Source organism: Parabacteroides merdae ATCC 43184, from assembly GCF_025151215.1.
In the GTDB taxonomy this organism is placed as follows: Bacteria; Bacteroidota; Bacteroidia; order Bacteroidales; family Tannerellaceae; genus Parabacteroides; species Parabacteroides merdae.
Map to the genome: position 1 here is coordinate 3,415,169 of NZ_CP102286.1, position 21,701 is coordinate 3,436,869.

Annotated in this window: 17 protein-coding genes; 12 read left to right on the forward strand and 5 right to left on the reverse strand. The window is 46.9% G+C overall.

Annotated features, from left to right (window positions below):
• Window positions 1-102: 102 nt before the first annotated feature.
• Window positions 103-2,751, forward strand: a complete 2,649-nt coding sequence (locus NQ542_RS14065) for a sensor histidine kinase (RefSeq protein WP_005633802.1) — start codon at window positions 103-105, stop codon at window positions 2,749-2,751.
• Between the two features lie 8 nt (window positions 2,752-2,759).
• Entirely contained in the window at window positions 2,760-3,515 is a 756-nt protein-coding gene (locus NQ542_RS14070; protein WP_005633804.1) for a LytR/AlgR family response regulator transcription factor, read from the forward strand.
• 22 nt (window positions 3,516-3,537) lie between these two features.
• Here NQ542_RS14070 and NQ542_RS14075 read toward each other — a convergent pair whose 3' ends face one another.
• The 3 genes from NQ542_RS14075 to NQ542_RS14085 all read right to left on the reverse strand — a co-directional run bounded on the left by NQ542_RS14075 (window position 3,538) and on the right by NQ542_RS14085 (window position 5,228).
• Window positions 3,538-3,960 carry a hypothetical protein gene (locus tag NQ542_RS14075; protein WP_005633806.1) on the reverse strand — a complete coding sequence of 141 codons (423 nt, stop codon included), beginning with the start codon at window positions 3,958-3,960 and terminating at the stop codon, window positions 3,538-3,540.
• 12 nt (window positions 3,961-3,972) lie between these two features.
• Window positions 3,973-4,632: an outer membrane beta-barrel protein gene (locus tag NQ542_RS14080; RefSeq protein WP_005633808.1), complete on the reverse strand. Its 660-nt coding sequence runs from the start codon at window positions 4,630-4,632 to the stop codon at window positions 3,973-3,975.
• A 104-nt stretch (window positions 4,633-4,736) separates the two neighbouring features.
• Complete coding sequence (locus NQ542_RS14085; protein WP_005649741.1) at window positions 4,737-5,228, reverse strand: PH domain-containing protein; 492 nt, start codon at window positions 5,226-5,228, stop codon at window positions 4,737-4,739.
• A 105-nt stretch (window positions 5,229-5,333) separates the two neighbouring features.
• On the opposite strand from NQ542_RS14085, the gene mnmG reads away from it, so the two are divergent.
• The 5 genes from mnmG (at window position 5,334) to deoC (ending at window position 10,837) form a co-directional block, all read left to right on the forward strand.
• The gene (gene mnmG / locus NQ542_RS14090; RefSeq protein ID WP_005633812.1) at window positions 5,334-7,211 is read left to right on the forward strand and encodes a tRNA uridine-5-carboxymethylaminomethyl(34) synthesis enzyme MnmG; all 1,878 of its coding nucleotides are present in this window, start codon (window positions 5,334-5,336) and stop codon (window positions 7,209-7,211) included.
• 84 nt (window positions 7,212-7,295) lie between these two features.
• The gene (gene uvrC, locus NQ542_RS14095) at window positions 7,296-9,101 is read left to right on the forward strand and encodes an excinuclease ABC subunit UvrC (protein WP_005633813.1); all 1,806 of its coding nucleotides are present in this window, start codon (window positions 7,296-7,298) and stop codon (window positions 9,099-9,101) included.
• Between the two features lie 4 nt (window positions 9,102-9,105).
• Window positions 9,106-9,558: a D-aminoacyl-tRNA deacylase gene (gene dtd / locus NQ542_RS14100; RefSeq protein ID WP_005633815.1), complete on the forward strand. Its 453-nt coding sequence runs from the start codon at window positions 9,106-9,108 to the stop codon at window positions 9,556-9,558.
• Window positions 9,559-9,564: 6 nt separating this feature from the next.
• Window positions 9,565-9,897 (forward strand): nucleotide pyrophosphohydrolase, encoded by a 333-nt coding sequence (locus NQ542_RS14105; protein WP_005633817.1) that lies wholly within the window; start codon window positions 9,565-9,567, stop codon window positions 9,895-9,897.
• Window positions 9,898-9,901: 4 nt separating this feature from the next.
• Window positions 9,902-10,837 (forward strand): deoxyribose-phosphate aldolase, encoded by a 936-nt coding sequence (gene deoC, locus NQ542_RS14110; protein ID WP_005633819.1) that lies wholly within the window; start codon window positions 9,902-9,904, stop codon window positions 10,835-10,837.
• A 405-nt stretch (window positions 10,838-11,242) separates the two neighbouring features.
• Here deoC and NQ542_RS14115 read toward each other — a convergent pair whose 3' ends face one another.
• The gene (locus tag NQ542_RS14115; protein WP_005633823.1) at window positions 11,243-12,217 is read right to left on the reverse strand and encodes a polyprenyl synthetase family protein; all 975 of its coding nucleotides are present in this window, start codon (window positions 12,215-12,217) and stop codon (window positions 11,243-11,245) included.
• A 99-nt stretch (window positions 12,218-12,316) separates the two neighbouring features.
• Here NQ542_RS14115 and polA point away from each other — a divergent pair, with 99 nt between their 5' ends.
• The 5 genes from polA to NQ542_RS14140 all read left to right on the forward strand — a co-directional run bounded on the left by polA (window position 12,317) and on the right by NQ542_RS14140 (window position 20,162).
• Window positions 12,317-15,139: a DNA polymerase I gene (gene polA, locus NQ542_RS14120; RefSeq protein ID WP_005633825.1), complete on the forward strand. Its 2,823-nt coding sequence runs from the start codon at window positions 12,317-12,319 to the stop codon at window positions 15,137-15,139.
• Window positions 15,140-15,473: 334 nt separating this feature from the next.
• Window positions 15,474-16,145, forward strand: coding sequence for a hypothetical protein (locus tag NQ542_RS14125; RefSeq protein WP_005633829.1), 672 nt, complete (start codon window positions 15,474-15,476; stop codon window positions 16,143-16,145).
• Window positions 16,146-16,289: 144 nt separating this feature from the next.
• A complete protein-coding gene (ychF, locus tag NQ542_RS14130; RefSeq protein ID WP_005633831.1) occupies window positions 16,290-17,393 on the forward strand; it encodes a redox-regulated ATPase YchF in 1,104 nt (367 codons plus the stop codon).
• Window positions 17,394-17,414: 21 nt separating this feature from the next.
• Window positions 17,415-18,830: a DUF1080 domain-containing protein gene (locus NQ542_RS14135; RefSeq protein WP_005633835.1), complete on the forward strand. Its 1,416-nt coding sequence runs from the start codon at window positions 17,415-17,417 to the stop codon at window positions 18,828-18,830.
• Between the two features lie 408 nt (window positions 18,831-19,238).
• Window positions 19,239-20,162, forward strand: a complete 924-nt coding sequence (locus NQ542_RS14140; protein WP_005649744.1) for a TolB family protein — start codon at window positions 19,239-19,241, stop codon at window positions 20,160-20,162.
• Between the two features lie 383 nt (window positions 20,163-20,545).
• Here the strand turns inward: NQ542_RS14140 and NQ542_RS14145 are convergent, their stop codons facing one another.
• Window positions 20,546-21,688 carry an acyltransferase gene (locus NQ542_RS14145; RefSeq protein ID WP_005633845.1) on the reverse strand — a complete coding sequence of 381 codons (1,143 nt, stop codon included), beginning with the start codon at window positions 21,686-21,688 and terminating at the stop codon, window positions 20,546-20,548.
• Window positions 21,689-21,701 lie beyond the last annotated feature (13 nt).

The following is a 21,701-nucleotide window of genomic DNA, read 5'->3' on the forward strand; positions in this document are numbered from 1 at the left end:
ATACTCATTCAAAACAACCATCCGCTCATTAAGTCAATAATAAGCGGTCTTTACGGGATATATTTGAAGGGTTATTCAATTATTCATCTTATTTTTACAGGTATGAAAACAACAACGCTCCTATTGCTTCTCCTTTTTCTAGTAAACAGCAGTTCGGCTGAAACGTTCATCCCCTATACCCCCGACTCTTTGAAAAAGGGCGATTGGGTGGAAATCGAGTCCGTCCACTACTATCCCTATGTGGCTCCGGGCATCGAAGAAAAGGTTCCCTGGCGGGCGGAAAACATCCGACGAGTCATCTTTAAGGCGACCGTAACGGATCTGAATGAACGTACCCTCACCCTTGATTATACGTTCAAGAGCCTGTACGATTGCAGGAACGATACCGGGAAGCCCGGTTTCTACTATTTTGACAGCCGTTATCGGCAGGACTTCACATTCGATCACGAGATGGTCGGCAAACGGTTCCTGCGCGTCACATACGATCGGGAAAGCCAGAAAGCACATACTTTAGACAGACAAGAAACGACCTTTTCTTACTCGAAAAACTATGTTCCTTTCGGAGTAAGACAGGCAGGGTTGTCTGCCTATCCGGGAACGACTATCCAGGATTCCTTACCCTTGGACAAACAGCTTGCACCGGCGGTACAGGATATCCTGACCGGCTGGCAGGAAGACGGGATGCCTCGGCTGGCACAAAACATGCGGGTCATAGACGCCTCGTTCTCCCTTCCTCCGAATACGGAATTTACGTGTAGCTATGTCAATTTCGACTTGTCTGACGATTTGACCGTCCACAAAAAGATATTCATTGCCTACCCGACAGAATACAAAGTGGGCAAACGGGTGACGATCCTGCTTACTCCGGGGGATTCCATCACGCAAGACAAAGAATTATTTACCACAACACACAAAAGACGTTATCAGGGACGGGGAAGCGAACAAAACAATTTCCAATACAGCTACCGAAGATTCGCCGACCTGTACGAATCAGACCTTTATATGTACCCTTCGGACCTCGAATCTCCCGATCAAATGAAAAAAGCCTTCCAACTCCGCGAATCTTTGTTCCAAAATGTATTAGCGAAAGATTTTAAAAACATGGATCCTTATTGGCAGATGGTATTCGAACGTTCGGAACAGTATCTTAAAGGGGCGCTTGCCCTTCATCTCTATATGTATGCCAGCGATAAAGAAGTTTGGCACAAAAGCGGCTTGGTCGACTGGCAAGCTCCCTATTTCGTCTCGGTCAATCCACTTATCGATTTTGCATACAGCATGCATCGACCGGAGGTCGCTAATTACTTTTATTTTTTGAATGTTTACACGATGTATAAGAAACAGGAATTGAAAGCAGATAACCTGAACCTAAAAACACAAAAAGCGAAGGAAAAATATTTATTGAATCCGGCAGATGATTATTATCTGAATAAACATATCCTCTCCGGCTTTCCCAAATATCAAGTAAACGGAATGAATTTACAATTTTTAATGCACGATAAAACGTTAGCTGAAACTCAAGAAGATTACAACGATTTTATCCGCTCCTGTCCGGATACCAGCCTGACAAATCAGCTTCGAAGAGCATACGATAAACTATTGCCCTTCGAAGCCGGAAAAAATATCCGGGAAAGCGGCCTTATGATAGCCGATAGCCTGCATCTGGTGAAAGGAAGCGACCGAAAATACATCCTGCTGTTTTTATCAACGAGGGAACAAGGTCTTCCAGCGCCAAGCCTTCAAAATGCACTCGATTTCAAGAAACGCCTCGAATCGGAAGGGCTGGCCTCCATCGTGCAACTCGAATTATATTCAAAATTCCAATCTAACAATGCCAAACGGGTAAAGCCTTTTAAAGCTATTTCCGATCTGCAAATAGAAGAATTAAGGCGTAAGGAACTCGGCACCGTGACTATCCTGATGCGTGAAGACGGGACCATCCTCCATCGGCAATTTACGAATTGGCAATTTGATCCCAGCCCCGCCTTGGAAATCATTCAAAACGACCTGAAACGGGAAGACGAATCTTTCAACGATTTTCTAAAAGGATTCAAAGAAGGAGTATTAGGTACGCTTTTAATCGCGGCAATCATCGGTATCGCTTATTATTCCAGGGTGAAAGGGAAGCAAAAGAAGGAACGTAACCGCCGCCGTATCCGTGAACTCGAACTACGCGCCATCCGTTCACAGATGAACCCGCATTTTATTTTTAATGCGCTCAGTTCGATCCAGAATCTGATCAACCGCTCGGCCAATCAGGAGGCGAATAAGTATTTGATCGACTTCTCACGCCTGTTGCGGAAAGTGCTGGCGACTTCCGAAAAGAAACTGGTCCCCCTCTCTGACGAGATCGAACAGTTGCAGCTCTACCTGAAGCTCGAACAGCTCCGTTTCCCCTTCTCCTACTCGCTGACGGTAGACAATAATATCGAACCGGATGCGATCGAGATTCCGGGGATGCTGATACAGCCTTTCGTCGAAAATGCCGTCAAACACGGAATCGCTCCGCGCGGTACGGGAGAAATCATAATTCGATTATCTTTGCAAGACCAGTTGTTGGTTATCGACATCATCGACGATGGTCCCGGAATGGTAACTGAAACGGAAAGCGGCTTCGGTATCCGTGCCATCAGCAACGAGTTCGAGATATTAAAGGATTTGTACAATACGGAAATCGGCATAACGATCGAAAACAGGCAGAAGAAGGAATCTGTTTCCGGTTGCCATGTCCGGCTATCCATCCCTTTATAAGACAAAATATGGACACCAAAATAACCGCAGCAATCGTAGATGACGAGCAGGGGAACCGGGAGAACCTGCTCCGCATGATCGGGAACTATTGTCCGCAGATCAGGATATCGGCCATTTGCAGCTCCGTCACCGAAGCCCGTACCGTGCTGCCCGAAGCTAAACCGGACATCCTTTTCCTGGATATCCGGTTAGGCGACGACACCGGTTTCTCCCTCTTAGGCAGCCTTCCGGAAATTCCTTTCGAAGTGATTTTCGTTACCGCCTACGATAGCTATGCAATCCAGGCCATCCGCTTCAGTGCGCTCGACTATCTGCTGAAGCCTATCGACCCGGAAGAACTGACGCATGCCGTAGACAAGGCGGTCCAGGTCGTCCTTCGGAAACAGGAGAACAAACGGATGCAGAACCTCCTGCAAAACACGCAAGCATTGGACAAACAAAAGAAAATAGCTCTGTCGGTCGCCGATAAGATAGAGTTTGTAGAAATCGGTTCCATCATCCGTTGCGAATCCGAAAGCAACTACACGACTTTCTATTTGAAATCGGGAGAAAAACTGATCGTATCGAAGACACTCAAGGAGTTTGACGAACTACTGGCCCCTTACCATTTCCTTCGCGTCCACCAATCACATCTGATCAACCTGGATGAAATCAAAAGTTTCATCAAAAGCGACGGTGGATATATACGCATGAAGGACGGAGCCTCGGTCAGCATTTCCCGCCAACGGCGAAACTATGTGATGGAAGTATTAAAACAATTATAAACCAAGCCATCTAAATAACTGCTCATTCCTTATATTTCAAATCGAAACGGCCTTCCGTAATGCGTCCTCCCTCGAAAGTGCCGCTGAACACGCCGTCCGACATACGGGAGATGTAGACCTTGCCATCTTCCATATTTTGATTTTCAAAAGAGAGATTCACATAAGGAAGCGTTTCTCCCTCCTTGGGATCGGCAATCGTAAAACGGATATACGAACCGAGACCGACCTGCGCCGAAACCGTCACGCTGGAACCCTCTTCCCGCTCCAAATATTCCGCAGAAGGCATCCCCCACCGGCCGCTTGTATACACCCAGCCGTCAACCAAGCAACCAAATGTATTCGCCCCGGTCGTAGTAGCTTCGGGCATGATCGTCGGATCGACCGATTCGTTCTCTTCACAGGCCACACAAAACAGCAACAAACAGATAAATAACAGATGTCTCATAACCGTATCTGATTAAAAGTGTAAATTCATACCGAACAATAAGGATAATTGGGAGAAACATCCTCCGCCACCACTCAATTCAGGAGATTCGACCTGCCATTTCTGACCGTGATACCTGACCGAATAGCTCTCAGAGGAGGTAACGATCCAATTCAATTTTGCAGAAATCCCCACCAGCGGAGAAAGACGATACTCGCCTCCCGCCGACAGATTATAGGCCAGTTTATTCATTGACACATCCCGCGGCTTGCCGTACACAAAACTTTTATCTTTATAATGCTGATATCCCACCCCAGTCGATAAAGACAGATTGTATTTCTGCTTCACCATAAACAAGGCAAGCTGAGGCGCGAAATAATGCATCAGGATCTTGTCGGAACTTTCGTCATGAGTGTTTTTATAACGCCCACCCTGATAGATAAGTCCGGGAGCGAGTTTAAACGAACCGAAGATATATTTGTCTCCTAAGAAATAATAATTGGCATCCCAGGCGATCCCATTCCGCAAATCATTCCGATAAGCATCGGAGTTGTTCGTGATCCCGATCATTTTCCCCAAATACCAGGAAGGCCCTGCATGAACGGAGAATATCGACTTCCCGACAGACGTCTCCTGGGCCAAAACCGACACAGCTTGTATCAACAGCCCTAACAAAAGTACATACTTTTTCATATCATTTCTTTTAGACTTATAATCATAAATATAAGATGCTCAAAACCAGTCAAACGTTGCACAGGCTGTTACGACAAGATCGTATTGTTTCTCCTATCCTATCTTCAAAGCATCGCATGGTTCAGATAATGGATAAATTCAGGATCATCGGGTGCAATGATAAAGTTACCACGGCGGGAAGTCGTAATCAGAATACGGTTATCAGAACGCCGGGCAAAAACTTTTACACGTCCGATAGCAGTAGAAGAAAAATATCCGAGATCACCAAACAACCAACCGACACCAAATGAACGGATCATTATTCCTAAATCCAGCCGGTCGACCTCGCGAGCCGAAAGGATTTCCTCTATGTTTATATACGTCTTCCGAAAATACGCATCTATCACCAGTTTTTCTCCATCCACAATAAAACGGTTTGGCATAAATCCTCGAGTAAGCATACAAAGGATCGAACTGACGGCAAACAAACCTAACAAAACAGACAGATTGCCATCCCAAGCCGGAAATATACAGATACCATATAAAAGCAGAAGCATGACAGACGTTTTTATTTTATTGGCATTGTCCATCGAAGAAGAAGATATCCGGGTTTCCATACTCTTATTCCTTTAGTATTACTTAGATATTCCAAGACTCACAAATATAACAAAAATCCCGTACAAACTATTATCTTTGCAAAAGAAACAAAGACAATTAGGACAATGACTTTCAATTACGATGTAATCGTGGTAGGTGCCGGTCATGCAGGCTGTGAAGCCGCAGCGGCAGCCGCCAATATGGGTTCAAAGACGCTTCTCATTACAATGGATATGAACAAGATTGCACAGATGAGTTGCAATCCGGCAGTCGGAGGTATCGCCAAAGGACAGATCGTCCGTGAAATCGATGCCTTAGGCGGATATATGGGAATTGTGACGGACCGGACAGCCATCCAATTCCGTATGCTGAACCAAAGCAAGGGACCGGCCATGTGGAGTCCGCGCTCCCAGAGCGACCGCGCCCGTTTCATCGAATGTTGGCGGGGAATACTGGAAAACCTTCCGAACCTGTACATCTGGCAGGATACCGTACGCGAACTGTTGCTCGACGGAAATACCGTATGCGGCGTAAAGACTTATATGGGAGTCGAGTTCCATGCGAAAAGCGTGGTTCTGACAAACGGGACTTTCCTGAACGGGCTCATGCATATCGGCCGGACACAAATCAGAGGCGGCCGCATAGCCGAGCCGGCGGCAACCGGACTGACCGAACAACTGGTCTCATTAGGCATCAAATCCGAACGGATGAAGACCGGAACACCTGTGCGTATCGATGCACGCAGCGTGCACTTCGATGAAATGGCGGAACAGCCCGGAGAAAACGACTTCCATAAGTTCTCTTATATGGACACTTCGCACCGCGTTTTGAAACAACTTAGCTGTTGGACAACGTTCACCAACGAAGCCTGTCATGCAGTCCTGCGCGAAGGTCTCCCCGACTCCCCGTTGTATAACGGACAAATCCAAAGCATCGGCCCACGTTACTGTCCGAGCATCGAGACAAAAATCGTAACGTTTGCGGACAAGCCACAACACCAACTATTCCTGGAACCGGAAGGTGAAACGACACAGGAATACTACCTGAACGGCTTCTCCTCCTCCCTTCCGTTGGATATCCAGCTACGTGCCTTGCAACAGATACCGGCATTCCGGGACATACAGATCTATCGTCCGGGATATGCTATTGAATATGATTTCTTCGATCCGACGCAGCTCCACCATAATTTGGAAACAAAACTAATCCGCAACCTCTTCTTTGCCGGACAGATCAACGGGACGACCGGATATGAGGAAGCCGGCGGACAAGGATTGGTAGCCGGCATAAACGCACATATCAATTGCCACGGCGGAGATCCGTTCGTTTTAGGACGCGACGAAGCCTACATCGGCGTACTGATCGACGATCTTGTCACAAAAGGCGTAGACGAACCCTACCGTATGTTTACCTCACGTGCAGAATATCGCATTCTGCTCCGCCAGGATGATGCGGACATGCGTTTGACGGAAAAGTCGTATCATCTCGGTTTGGCAAAGCAGGACCGCTACGATTTGTTGAAAGAGAAAAAGGCAAGCCGGGATGCGATTATTTCTTTCGCAGAAAACTACTCCATCAAACCGCAATATATAAACAGTGGTCTGGAGGCGTTGGGCACTACCCCGCTCGCACACGGATGCAAGTTGATCGAACTGATTCCACGTCCTCAGATCACCTTGGAGAATATCGCGGAACTGGTCCCGGCATTCCGGACAGAGCTGGACAAGGTCCCTGTTTCACGAAAAGAAGAGATCATCGAAGCGGCAGAAATATTAATCAAGTATAGCGGCTACATCCGCCGCGAGCAGATCATCGCCGACAAGATAAACCGCCTGGAAAATATCCATATCAAAGGCAAGTTTGACTACAATGCGATCCAGTCTTTGTCTACGGAAGCCCGCCAGAAACTGACACGGATAGACCCAGACACGATAGCCCAGGCAAGCCGTATTCCGGGTATCTCCCCAAGCGACATCAATATCCTCCTGGTGATGCTGGGACGCTAAACGTGGAATGTTCCACGTGAAACATTTACTTTAACAACAATAGCGTAAAAGACTGAAAATAGGATAGAAACAGATGCAAAAGAAATGAGCACAACCGAGGAACATATAAAAAACATCCTTTCCGTCATACCGGAATCGCCAGGCTGCTACCAATACTTTGACGAGAAGGGAACGATCATCTATGTAGGCAAAGCAAAGAACCTGAAGCGTCGCGTTTCCTCCTATTTCAACAAAGAACACGACAGCAACAAAACACGTGTCCTGGTCAAGCAGATACGAGACATCAAATATTTTGTTGTCGACACGGAAGAGGATGCACTTCTTTTGGAGAATAACCTGATCAAGCAATATCGTCCTCGGTACAACGTGTTGCTGAAAGACGACAAAACCTATCCGTCCATCGTTGTCAAGAACGAATATTTCCCGCGCGTATTCCAAACCCGGAATATCGTACGGGACGGTTCGCGCTATTACGGTCCCTACCCTTCCATCTATACGGCAAAGGTCATGCTGCAAATGCTGAAAGAACTGTATCCGCTACGTACCTGCAAATATCCTCTTACTCCCGAATCCATTGCGAAAGGCCGGTATAAGGTATGCCTCGAATACCATATCAAGCACTGCAAAGGGCCTTGTGAAGGATTGCAGACATTGGAGGAATACCAGCAAAACATTTCCGAAATAAAGGAAATCCTACGCGGGAATATCTCGCAAATAAGCAAACATCTGTATGAAGAGATGCAGAAACTGGCAGGAGAATTGCGGTTCGAAGAAGCACAGAAGATCAAAGAAAAGTATGAAGTCATCGAGAATTACCGCTCCAAATCGACAGTGGTCACCCCGATGCTCCACAATATAGACGTATTCTCACTGGCCGAAAACGAGAATTCCGCCTACATCAATTACCTGCATATCGGCAACGGAGCGATCGTGCAAGCCTATACATTCGAATATAAAAAGCGTTTGGACGAGTCGAAAGAGGAGTTGCTCAGCTTGGGGATCATCGAAATGCGCAACCGCTTTAAAAGCACTGCACGCGAAATCATCGTTCCTTTTCCGTTGGATATAGAACTGGAAAACGTTTCGATCACCGTTCCGCAGCGCGGAGATAAAAAGAAGCTGGTGGAATTATCGGAAATGAACGTGAAGCAGTATAAGGTCGACAAGCTGAAACAGGCGGAGAAACTGAACCCGGAGCAACGCAGCACACGTCTTTTAAAAGAGATACAGGAGACGCTCCATCTCCCCAAATTACCGGCTCATATCGAGTGTTTCGACAATTCCAATATACAGGGAAGCGACGCGGTAGCTGCGTGTGTCGTCTTCAAAATGGCGAAACCATCGAAAAAAGATTACCGGAAATACAACATCAAAACGGTTGTCGGCCCGGACGACTATGCCTCCATGAAAGAGGTCGTACGTCGCCGCTACCAGCGTGCCATCGTCGAAGAGACTCCCCTGCCCGACCTGATCATCACCGACGGTGGAAAGGGGCAAATGGAAGTCGTACGCGAAGTGATCCAGGACGAACTGCACTTGGACATTCCGATAGCCGGGTTGGCAAAAGACGGGAAACACCGGACTTCGGAACTCCTGTTCGGCTTCCCTCCCGAAACGATCGGCATGCCGATACAAAGTTTCATGTTCAAATTCTTCACGCAAATACAGGACGAGGTGCATCGTTTCGCCATCACTTTCCATAAGGATAAGCGCAGCAAAAGCCAGACAAAATCCGAATTGGATACGATAAAAGGGATCGGAGAAAAGACAAAAGTATTACTTTTACGTCATTTTAAGAGCGTAAAACGAATACGTGAAGCCGGCTTCGACGAACTGAAAGAGGTAATCGGAGAAGCCAAAACAAAAGCATTATTAAATGGTTTAAAATAAAGATATGAGAACATTGATACAACGGGTACAGCATGCCTCCGTAACCATAGACGGACAGCTGAAATCCAAAATCGGGAAAGGTCTGCTCGTACTGGTCGGTATTGAAGACCGCGACACGCAGGAAGATATCGAATGGTTGTGCAAGAAGATTGCCAACCTGCGCATCTTTGACGATGAAAACGGCGTTATGAACCGTTCTGTCGTCGAAACGGAAGGCGAAGTGATGGTGGTCAGCCAGTTTACCCTGCACGCCTCCACAAAGAAGGGAAACCGCCCTTCCTATATCCATGCCTCCAAACCGGACATAGCCATTCCAATGTACGAGGCTTTTTGCGCCGAGATGGGCTTGCAGATCGGAAAGGAAGTGCAGACCGGCACGTTCGGCGCCGACATGAAAGTGGAACTGGTGAACGATGGGCCTGTCACGATCTGGATCGACTCACAAAACAAAGAATGAAAAGATATGGCAGAAATTACGCTTAAACAGGCACAGGAGCAGGTGGACAGCTGGATCAAAACGTATGGTGTCCGCTACTTCAACGAACTGACGAATATGACCATTCTGACCGAAGAAGTCGGCGAACTGGCCCGCATCATGGCCCGCACATATGGTGAACAATCTTTCAAGGAGAGCGAGAAACACCGCGATTTAGGCGATGAAATGGCCGATGTCCTATGGGTATTGCTTTGCCTTGCCAACCAGACAGGCGTCGACCTGACGGCTGCTTTCGAAAAGAACCTGCAAAAGAAAACGAACCGGGATAAAGAACGACATATAAACAATAAAAAACTATAAGATTATGGTACACGAACACGATCACGAATGTGGATGCGGACATCACCATCATGATGAAGACACCGAACATCTCCACACCAATAAATACCAGCAAGCATTCGCCAAATTCGAGGCGGCCGGCACAACGGAAGAAGTGACCGGACGGGTAAAGACACTGCTCGGAAAACATGGGAACGACAACTTCACTCCCGACGTTTTGAAGCAGATTCACGGTTTCATCGACCTGACTTCCCTCACCAGTATCGACACGAAAGAGAGCATCTGGAAACTGGTCGACAAGGTGAACGATTTCGAAGGAACCCGCCCCGACGTACCCAACGTTGCCGCCATCTGCACCTATCCCCTGTTTGTTGAGACGGTAAAAGAGGCCCTCTCCGCACAGGAGGTAAAGATTGCGTCCGTAGCAGGCGGTTTCCCTTCCTCGCAGACCTTCATGGAAATAAAGATTGCCGAGACAGCGATGGCCGTCATGCAGGGAGCCGATGAAATCGACGTTGTCATGAACTTAGGCTATTTCCTCGAAGAAAATTATGACGAACTTAGCGAAGAAATTCAAGAGATCAAAGAAAGCTGCCGTGATGCCAAACTGAAGGTCATCCTTGAGACAGGTGCTCTCCAGACTCCCGAAAGCATTCAGAAGGCGGCTGTCCTCGCAGTCTATTCCGGTGCGGACTTCATCAAGACATCGACAGGGAAAGGTTATCCGGGAGCCACTCCGGAAGCCGTTTACACGATGTGCCAAGTCTTGAAAAAGTACCATTCCATCACGGGAAAACGTGTCGGTATTAAAGTTGCAGGCGGTGTCCGCACGGCAGAAGAGGCTGTCCGCTACTATACCATCGTCAAGGAAGTATTAGGAAACGATTGGTTGAATAAAGACCTGTTCCGCATAGGAGCCAGCAGTTTGGTGGAAGACATCGAACACCGTCTGGGAAAATAAGAAGAAAAGCAACGGGATATTTCTCACAAACCCATAGTCTTTTCTTCCAAAGATAACGACATAAATTCGGCTACACCCGGATGTTCCCTCCCGCTACACCCGGATCTACCCTAAACGAACACCCGGATGCAGGGATCGCCTACATCCGGGTGTCGTCGTGTTTATATAAGCAGTTCATTCATCTTTTTCCGTATCTTCCGGAAGTTTCTCCAAGGTACTATGCGCATTCAACGGAGAGATATCTTTATTTAGCTGTATTTCAAGCAATAATACTTTAACAAAAGGGGAACATGATGGTATGATAGATAAACATGATAGATGGAAAAGCAACTATCATATCTGAATCAGCTTGATATTCAAAGAATACAAGAAGAAAATGATAGTATGACAGTAAAACGTAAAAACCTATTTACGGCGTTCTACGATGTAATCGGCAAGCAGCAGCAAACCTTCGCGTGCTTCCGATTCAGGAAGTGTCATCAAAACCTCGACCGCTTTGTCATGATATACCTGCATACGCTGTTCAGCATATTCGATTCCCCCGTTCGCTTTCGCAAAATCAATCAGCAAATCTATATTCTCTGTGGTAAAGTCTTTTTCATTTATGATATGAAGGCAATGTTCTGCCTCTTCTCTCCTACCCGTCTGCAACGCGTGCAGCAAGGGGAGCGTGACCTTTCCCTCCCGGATATCGTTGCCGGTCGGTTTGCCGATATTCGCTTCTTTGAAGTAGTCGAAGATATCATCTTTGATCTGGAAACAGTAACCTAAGTATTCGCCGAACTCACGGCATTTTTCCACCATTTCACCGGATGCCCCGGCAGAGATGGAACCGATCTCGGCACAAGCGGAAAGCAGCATGGCCGTCTTTTTCCGTATCACCTGCATATAGCAGGATTCGTCGATGATGCTTTCTTCGGCCGTTTCCAACTGCTTGATCTCCCCTTCCGAAAGATCGCGTCCGAGATTGGAAACAATACCTATGATTTGCAGATTACCTGTCTGGATAGAACGGATCAACGCGGTGGAAAGGACATAATCGCCCACTAAGACAGAAATGCGGTTATCGAATATGGCATTCAAGGAAGGAACCCCGCGACGCTGTTTTGTCTCGTCGATCACATCATCATGAATCAGTGTGGCAGTATGAAGCAGTTCCAACAGAACAGCCGAATTGATCGTATTATCCGTTACCTGCCCACATGCTTTAGCCGTCAAAAGTACTAATAAGGGGCGGACATGTTTTCCGCTCGCATTCAGTATCTGGTCAATAGCTGATTGCAAACGATTCGTTTCGCTTCGCAGCGAAGCAGCAAACTCATCATTAAAACGTTTAAACTCTACGGCAACCGGTTGTTCTATTTTACTTCTATCCTTCATAATTGATCCTAAGATGCGCAAAAGTAACAAAAAGTATCGAGTAAGCGAGTTTTTTCGTACATTTACCGACAATTGTCACACTAAAACGTGTTAAAAGAGATGAAGTTATTCCTCATAGATGCATATGCATTGATTTATCGGTCTTACTACGCTTTTATCAAGAACCCGCGTATCAACTCCAAAGGCATGAACACTTCGGCCATCTTCGGTTTTATCAACAGCCTGGAAGATGTCCTGAAACGTGAAAACCCGACCCATATTGCGGTAGGCTTCGACCCGAAAGGTCCGACTTTCCGCCACGAAGCCTACGAACAGTACAAGGCGCAACGGCAAGAGACGCCGGAAGATATCCGCAAGTCGGTCCCTTTCATCAAAGACATCATAGAAGCCTACAATATCCCGATACTGGAAGTTCCGCGCTATGAGGCCGACGATGTTATCGGCACGGTTGCCAAGCAAGCCGAAAAAGAAGGTTTCGAAGTATATATGATGACACCTGACAAAGACTACGGCCAGCTGGTATCCGAACATATATTCATGTACCGCCCCCGCTTCGGCGGTGACTACGAGATTATGGGCGTACCCGAAGTACTGGACAAATACGGCCTGACATCCGTCGACCAGGTGATCGACCTTTTAGGACTGATGGGCGACAGTTCCGACAACATCCCCGGATGTCCGGGTGTCGGTGAAAAGACCGCCCAGAAATTATTGGCCGAATTCGGAACGATCGAAAATCTTTTGGAGAATACCGACAAGCTGAAAGGCTCCCTTCAAAAGAAGGTCATGGAGAACATGGAGCAGATCCGCTTCTCCAAATTCCTGGCAACAATCAAGACGGATGTACCGATCCGGTTCGATGCTGCCAAATGCATCCGTGAAAAGATGAATGAGGAACGTCTCGTAGAGATTTACACTGAATTAGAATTCAGAACATTTATTAACAGAATGAGCGGAGAGCCGGAAAAAGTCAAAACGGAGTCCAAAACAGCACCGGCGCCAGCAAAAGCCGATACAAGAAAAAAAGCAGCTCCGGCAGGCCCGATTCAAGGCTCGCTCTTTGAAGAATTTGCGACCGAACCTACGGCTGTTCCCAAATATTCGACTCTCGCGAACTTAAAGTCTACTCCTCACACCTATTATCTTGTTGATACAGAGGAAAAAAGAATAGAATTAGGGCGGTTTTTGAACGAACAGGATTTTTTTGCTTTTGACACGGAAACAGATGGTATAGATCCATTGAAGGCCGGATTGGTCGGAATGTCGTTCGCCGTGAAGGAAAACGAGGCCTGGTACGTCCCTGTTCCGGCAGCCCGCGAAGAAGCCGACAAAATTCTTGCCCACTTCTCCCCCGCCCTGCAGAATCCGAAATCTCTCAAGATCGGACAAAATATAAAATTCGACATCCTTGTCGTCCGCAAATATGGAATCCGGATAGCCGGCCCTCTATTCGACACGATGATCGCCCACTACCTTCTGAATCCCGAACTGCGTCACGGTATGGACTACCTCGCCGAAACATACCTTAAATATAAAACAGTACGGATCGAGGAACTGATCGGCCCGAGAGAAAGGAAACAACTTACCATGCGTGACGTCCCGGTTGTCCAAGTAGCCGAATATGCCGCCGAGGACGCGGACATCACGCTCAAGCTGAAAAACTATTTTACCCCCTGTCTGGAAAAAGAAGGACTCGAATCGCTTTTTTATGACATCGAGATGCCTTTAATATATGTATTGGCTGAAATGGAATATACGGGAGTGACGCTTGACACCGTCGCCTTGAAACAATCGTCCGAGGAACTGACGACCGCACTCAAGAAGTTGGAGAAAGAGATCTACGAACTGGCAGGAATGAAGTTCAACATCAATTCTGCCCGCCAGGTCGGCGAAGTCCTTTTCGATCACCTCAAGATAGAAGAGAAAGCGAGGAAGACAAAGACAGGCAGCTATAGCACGAGTGAAGAAATACTGGAAAAAATGCGTTCCAAACATCCCGTCGTGGGAAAGCTGCTCGAATATCGAGGGCTGAAGAAGCTGCTCAGCACCTATATCGATGCCCTACCCGAACTGATCAACCCGGAAACCGGCAAGATCCACACGTCCTACAACCAAGCAGTCACCTCGACCGGCCGCCTCAGTTCCACCAATCCGAACCTGCAAAACATTCCGGTACGCGATGAGTTGGGACGTGAAATCCGGAAAGCCTTTACAGCCGAAAACGAAGACTGTATTTTCTTCTCCGCCGACTATTCGCAGATCGAACTTCGCATCATGGCCCATCTGAGCCAGGATGCCCACATGATAGAAGCCTTCCGCAGCGGAGCCGACATTCATGCCGCCACAGCCGCCAAGATATACGGTATTCCGGTTGAAGAAGTCACTTCCGATATGCGTCGGAAAGCGAAAACGGCCAATTTCGGCATTATCTACGGAATCTCTGTTTTCGGGTTGGCCGAACGGCTGAGCATCCCACGCGCAGAGTCAAAAGAGTTGATCGAAGGATACTTCAAAACCTATCCGGACATCCGTGCATACATGGACGAAAGCATCGAGGTGGCGAAAGAAAAAGGATATGTAGAGACGATCTACAAGCGCAAACGTTTCCTGCCGGATATCAACTCCCATAACGCGATCGTACGGGGATATGCCGAACGAAACGCGATCAACGCTCCGATCCAGGGCAGTGCAGCCGACATCATCAAAGTTGCCATGGTTCGCATCTTCAACCGTTTCGAAACCGAAGGTCTGAAGAGCAAGATGATCCTGCAGGTACACGATGAATTGAACTTCAACGTCTACAAGGACGAATTGGAAAAAGTGAAACAAATCGTGTTGGATGAAATGGAAAATGCAATCAAACTGCAAGTTCCCTTGATCGCCGACTGCGGTGAAGGGGTAAACTGGCTGGAAGCGCATTAACAAAAACACATAAAGTTTATAAATCACAGCATTTATACACTATCTTTGTCGTGAAATTTATTGCAAGGAGTTGCAATATCACATAGTAAAACAGAAGCGTTATCATATTGTCCTTAAGCAAGAAAATCGCCAATTTTTCATCCAGCAAGGACAGTAGACAACAATTGCCTCACGTTTTTTGTATATATATACATAATATATAAACATCAAGCGTGGGCTGTTGTCTATCTGCTGGATAGGTGTTTGGCGATACCTCTTGCTTGGATAGATGGCAGTTCCCACGCTTTTATTATATTTTCCGTCTTAGGGGGACAGATGGAGCAATTGGAAAATTATGTATTTCATATTCCCTGACAATCTTCCGGTATCCGTACAAAAAGCAGCGTTCGAATTCACATCCGGACAGTTCCCCTTGTATCGTTACATAACACCGGATACAGAGATACTGAATCGGGGTATTTCAATCGCTATCCCGGATGAAGCCAGCCACATCCGTTCCATCCGCCTCACGACATCACTGAGCCATTTCACTTACTATTACCCCGAAAAAGGATATAAGATCGCGCAAGGTATCCATCTTCCCCCTTTCCGGGTTCCGGCAGTCGGAGATCTCTATGCAAACGGCGTGATCATACAGGCTGGAGCAGATTCTCCCGGTCAGCATATAGAACCCGATATAGCCCCTTATAAAGGTTCGGTAATGGAGATACGGGAACAGACACTCGATTATTTCGATGCCTTGATCTATTGCGAGTCCATTTCCGAAGGGACCTTAGACAATTGGCATTTGCCGGATATGCTCAATCTGGTATTACTGCACACCAGGCAACGGGAATTCAACATGTTCCTCGCCAAGTATCAAGGAACTTTTTTATACGACGAGGAATACTGGTGCAAAGACAACAGCGTGATCGATCTGGGAGTAGCATTCAATATGGCAAATAGCCGCCTCGCTATATGCCCCAAAAAGGAAAAGCGGCAGGTTCGGGCCATACTGGATTATTAAAAGACTCAAATTCCTCTCCCGCTTATTCGCCCAAACAATATTTTCTATATCCGGTTCGCCTGTATCCGGCAACATAAATACAAAAGATTGTATATCTTTGCAGTCTGGAAACAAAGTTTGAATAAATCATAACAACAAAATAGAATGGCATTACAATGTGGCATCGTAGGACTTCCCAACGTAGGAAAGTCTACTCTTTTCAATTGCTTATCGAATGCAAAAGCACAGTCTGCTAACTTCCCGTTCTGTACGATCGAACCGAATGTCGGCGTGATCACCGTACCGGACGAACGTTTGAACAAACTGGCAGAAATCGAACATCCCCAGCGTGTTATCCCTACTACGGTGGAAATCGTAGACATCGCCGGCCTTGTAAAAGGCGCCAGCAAAGGAGAAGGGCTGGGAAACAAATTCCTTGCCAATATTCGCGAAACAGATGCAATCCTGCATGTACTGCGTTGCTTCGATGACGACAATATTGTTCATGTGGACGGCCGTGTCGATCCGGTTCGCGACAAGGAAATCATTGACACCGAATTGCAGATCAAAGACCTGGAAACCATTGACAGCCGTATTGCCAAAGTGCAGAAACAGGCTCAGACAGGCGGTGACAAGCAGGCTAAAATCGCTTACGAAGTACTTTGCAAATATAAGGAAGCACTGGAACAGGGTAAAAGTGCCCGCACCGTTTCTTTCGATACGAAAGACGAACAGAAGATCGCACACGATCTATTCCTGTTGACCGACAAACCGGTAATGTATGTCTGTAACGTAGATGAAGCAAGCGCAGTCAACGGTAATAAATATGTGGATGCTGTCCGCGAAGCCGTAAAAGACGAAGGAGCTGAAATATTGGTCGTAGCGGCCAAGATCGAAAGCGAGATTGCCGAATTCGACACCTACGAAGAACGCCAGATGTTCTTACAGGAGATCGGTTTGGAAGAATCCGGCGTTGCCCGTCTGATCAAGTCCGCTTACAAACTCCTGAACCTGCAAACATTCCTGACCGCCGGTCCCGACGAATGTCGTGCCTGGACTTTCCATAAAGGATGGAAAGCCCCGCAATGTGCCGGTGTGATCCATACCGACTTCGAAAAAGGCTTTATCCGCGCCGAAGTCATCAAATATGAGGATTATATTTCCTACGGTTCGGAATCTGCTGTAAAAGAAGCCGGAAAGATGAGTGTCGAGGGAAAAGAATATATCGTTCAGGACGGCGATATCATGCATTTCCGCTTTAATGTGTAATTACCTAAAACAAAATACATTATGATTGATAAAACCAGTACAGTATTAATAGTGGCCTTGATAAGTATCTTAGGGCTTACCAGCTGCATACGATACAACGTTGCAGAACCATTAGACCGTTTCAGCAGTCCCGAAATGGGAACTGCCGACGGTAATGAAATAACCGTGACAGCCGGATCGACCTGGTTTGCAGAAGGAGAATATGAGAACTTTATACTTACCGGGCAAGCTCTCACCGGGGAAAATGCGGAAGCGGCCTTGTTGTTCCATCATACCGACGGGAAATCAGGCTATGAGGTAGCATTCCGGAACGGAGCCATCGACGGCACACGTAAAAGCGGCAGCCTCACATCCGTGCGTAACCTCTACCGTTCATTAGCTGAAGACGGGAAGTGGTTCGACTTTGAAATTGCTGTACGCGGGCATAACATAATGATTGCCATAAACGATACGGTAGTAGTATGCTATACCGAACCCGAACACCCCTATCGTACAAAAGAGTATGCCGGGCGCTTGCTCAGCCACGGTTCTATTGCACTAAAAGGTATGAGCGGTGATGTAACCTTTCGTAACCTCAACATGACCCGCTTGAAAAAAGACGCGGTCAATGAGGCAGACACAATGCCACGGATAGACGAACAGAACGATGCTGTGATCCGTTTCCAGCAGCAAAACTTCCCCGTGATAGATTACCACGTGCATTTGAAAGGCGGCCTGACGAAGGAGATGGCGCACGCCATGTCAATGAACTACGGTATCAACTACGGTGTGGCTCCCAATGCCGGTGAGGGTGGCGTAGGCCGTATGCTTGCCGATGACAAGGAAGTGTACGAATACTACAACGAAGTAAAAGACATGCCATTCCTGCGCGGTGTGCAAGGTGAAGGCCGTAAGTGGACAGCCACCTTCTCTCAGAAGGCTTTAGGCGTATTCGATTATCTCTTTACCGACGGAATGACCATTGTGGACCATAAAGGACGTCTGTCAAGGATATACCGCCCCGAAGAGGTACACTACGACGGTGTTACCAAAGAACAATATATGGATCACTTGGTGGACCAGACCGTCAAGATCCTTACCAATGAGCCGGCCGACATCTATGCCAATCCTACCTTCCTGCCGGAAGAGTTGAATGCAGAGTATGCCAAATACTGGACCGATGAGCGTATCGACCGCGTCCTGGATGTATTGAAAAAACATAACATTGCACTCGAAATCAACGCACGCTACAAAATTCCAAGCTTCGACATCATCCGCAAAGCGAAAGAGCGTGGAATCAAGTTCACCTTTGGGACAAACAATGTCGATGCCGATTTCGGCAAACTGGAATATTGCCTGCAAGCCGTCGACGAATGCGGTCTGACAGTAGAAGATCTCTGGTTTCCGACTATGAGCGTACGCGGTACTCGCGAAGTGGTGCTGTATAATAAGTGGTAAAATCTTCTCTTTACAAATAATTTTCATTTTCAGGTGCGCTGTCTATACTTAATCAACAGCACACCTGTTGTTTTATAGATACTCCTATCACATTCTATGGAATATTAGAAAGTGACCAAACTTATCCTCTACAGCAAAGCTGGCCATCTCCTGCTGGACGAACCGTTCAACGGCCTCTCCTATTGCTGCAGAAGAAATACGTATGCACATCACCGAAAGCGCCCGGACAAGAGGCATTATCTTGATAGACCACAATTTCAGGGTAGTGCACAAAATAGTAAACCGCACCCTGCTTCTGGATCAATGCTACCTAAAGAAAACCAAGGAAAAGAAAAAATTAATCTCTTACGGTCATTATCGTCCCGGCTAATTTTAGTATCTTTCAGCGCATATTAATTCTCAATCATTATGAAAACCTGTTGTATGATTCTCTTAGCGGCTTTCACGTCGCTCGCATCCGCCCAACAAAACGACGTAACCAGCATATTGGAAGTACTGGACGTAACAAACGGCAGGCGCACCGTAGTCAAAGAATTCCCCTACCGTGTCGAAGCCCCAAACTGGACACCCGACGGCCAGTGGCTCGTGTATAATAGCGGGGGGAAACTGTACAAACTCTCCCCCGATTCGCCCGGCGAACCTGAAATGATAAACACTGGCTTTGCCACCCGATGCAACAACGACCATGTCATAGCTGCCGACGGCAAGCAGATAGCTATCAGCCACGGGACGAAAGAAGACGGCAAATCACGCATCTATACCCTCCCGATGCAAGGAGGGACACCTCGCTTGATCACCCCGATTGCTCCCAGCTACCTACACGGATGGAGCCCGGATGGACGGCAACTTGCCTATTGTGCCGACCGGAAAGGCAATTATGACATTTACGTTATTCCAGTTGAAGGAGGAGAAGAAAGACAGCTGACGACAGCAGAAGGATTGGACGATGGTCCCGAATATTCCCCTTGCGGAGAATATATCTGGTTCAATTCCGTACGCACGGGTTTGATGCAAGTATGGAGAATGAAGAAAGACGGCTCTGAACAAACCCAGATGACGTTTGACGAAACCCGCAATTCCTGGTTTCCTCATGTCTCACCTGACGGTAAATCCGTTATCTTTATCACTTATTATAAAGGAGATCTGGAACCGGGGCAGCATCTTCCCAATAAGAACGTTGAACTTAGGATTATGCCAGCCACAGGAGGAAAGCCAAAAACATTAGTCAAGTTATTCGGAGGACAGGGCACAATCAATGTCAATTCCTGGGCTCCGGATAGTAAGCACATCGCATTCGTCAGTTACCGCCTCTCCTCTTCTTCATCCAAATAAGCATTCTTGGCGGTGTCAAAACTATTCTACCCCCACGCTTAACGCACCGCCAAGCTTTTACATTATATAGAAAAACATTATTTCTAATAAAAAAAGGAATGCCGTACCGACATTCCCTACCAAACACACATTTACCTCTTATTTCATACCATATTTCTGCATTCCATATTCACCTAATATTTCAAGGCATCTGAGGCACTTTCTAAAAAACTTCTTCATAGCTTCTCTCTTTTTGTTTAAAACGACTCATGCAAAACACACCCGCATTAGTATTGCATAATTATGTTTTACAACACAAAAATAGAGGTAAAACAGATACGTTATTCACCTCAAATGTCTATTTAACATCATTTGTACAAACAGCCGAACAATAAAAAAGCACCTTAGCCTATGATATATTTCGCATGTGGCAACTTACTCACCAGATAAGTAAATGACCATGAACAAATAAAGGTAAGAATGGTCGAAACAGGAACCAAGGCCGGAATAGGTGTTCCAATCCACTGCGCGAACATATAGGAAGGACCGACAAAGAAATAATGCACGCAATACAAGCCAAAACCACATTTGGTCAGATTGGCAAGGGCACGGCAAATAACCGGCGAAGTAATCCGTACTTTCCGTACCAACAAGAAAATGGCTGCCGTCATCAACAATGCGTTAGGCGAACAATAAGTAAAGAACAACTCCATCCCCTCCTCGCTCACGTTCGGATCGGATGTCATATAGCGAAAACCGACTAATGTAATAAAATAGCCAACTAAAAACAGCGGAACCGTCACCGAGAAAGTCTTGCCAAGCGACCAATCCGTTCTTTTCCCTAAATAATGTCCTAACAGCAAATAGCCGTTGAAACCGGCAAAATAATAAAATAGACCGAATGAATTCCATGAGCAGGTTCCGAACTGGTAATGCGAAACAAACTCCGTCAGATAAGGGATAAACAACGAAATAAACCAAAACGCCAGAAACATACGCTTCGCCTTATCCGACGCCTTTTCCACCCATGCGGAAAAGACCGGCATATACAGATAAAGTCCTATCAGCACATAGATATACCACATTGGCGTCGCATAGACCGTAAAGGTTACAGGGATCAAAGCGATCGTCTTCAACGCCTCTACAAACGAGGCCGAAGGGTTCGGTTCCCAAGGGAAAAAGTCCGTCACCAGTTCCGGGCTGCCTCCTATCCACTGGATGAACCAGGGCGCCAGATCAAACAAAACAGACCAGATCAGAAATGGAAACAACACACGTGGAATGCGTTTCTTATAAAAGGCAGAAGCCTCTTGCCTGACCGGCAACAAAAGAAATCCGGTCATCATCACAAAAAGCGGCACACTGGCACGCAGCATGGAGCCATAAACAGAACCCCAGAAATTGAACTCCGGATTGGCACGCGATTCAGGCGAAGCGTTAAACGGATCAGTGCAATGGATGGCAATCACCATCAAGATGGCGACAAGACGAAGAACATCCAGCCAAACAATATGCGGTCTGGCAGTAGTAGTTTGAACAGTGTCCATGATAGAATAAAGA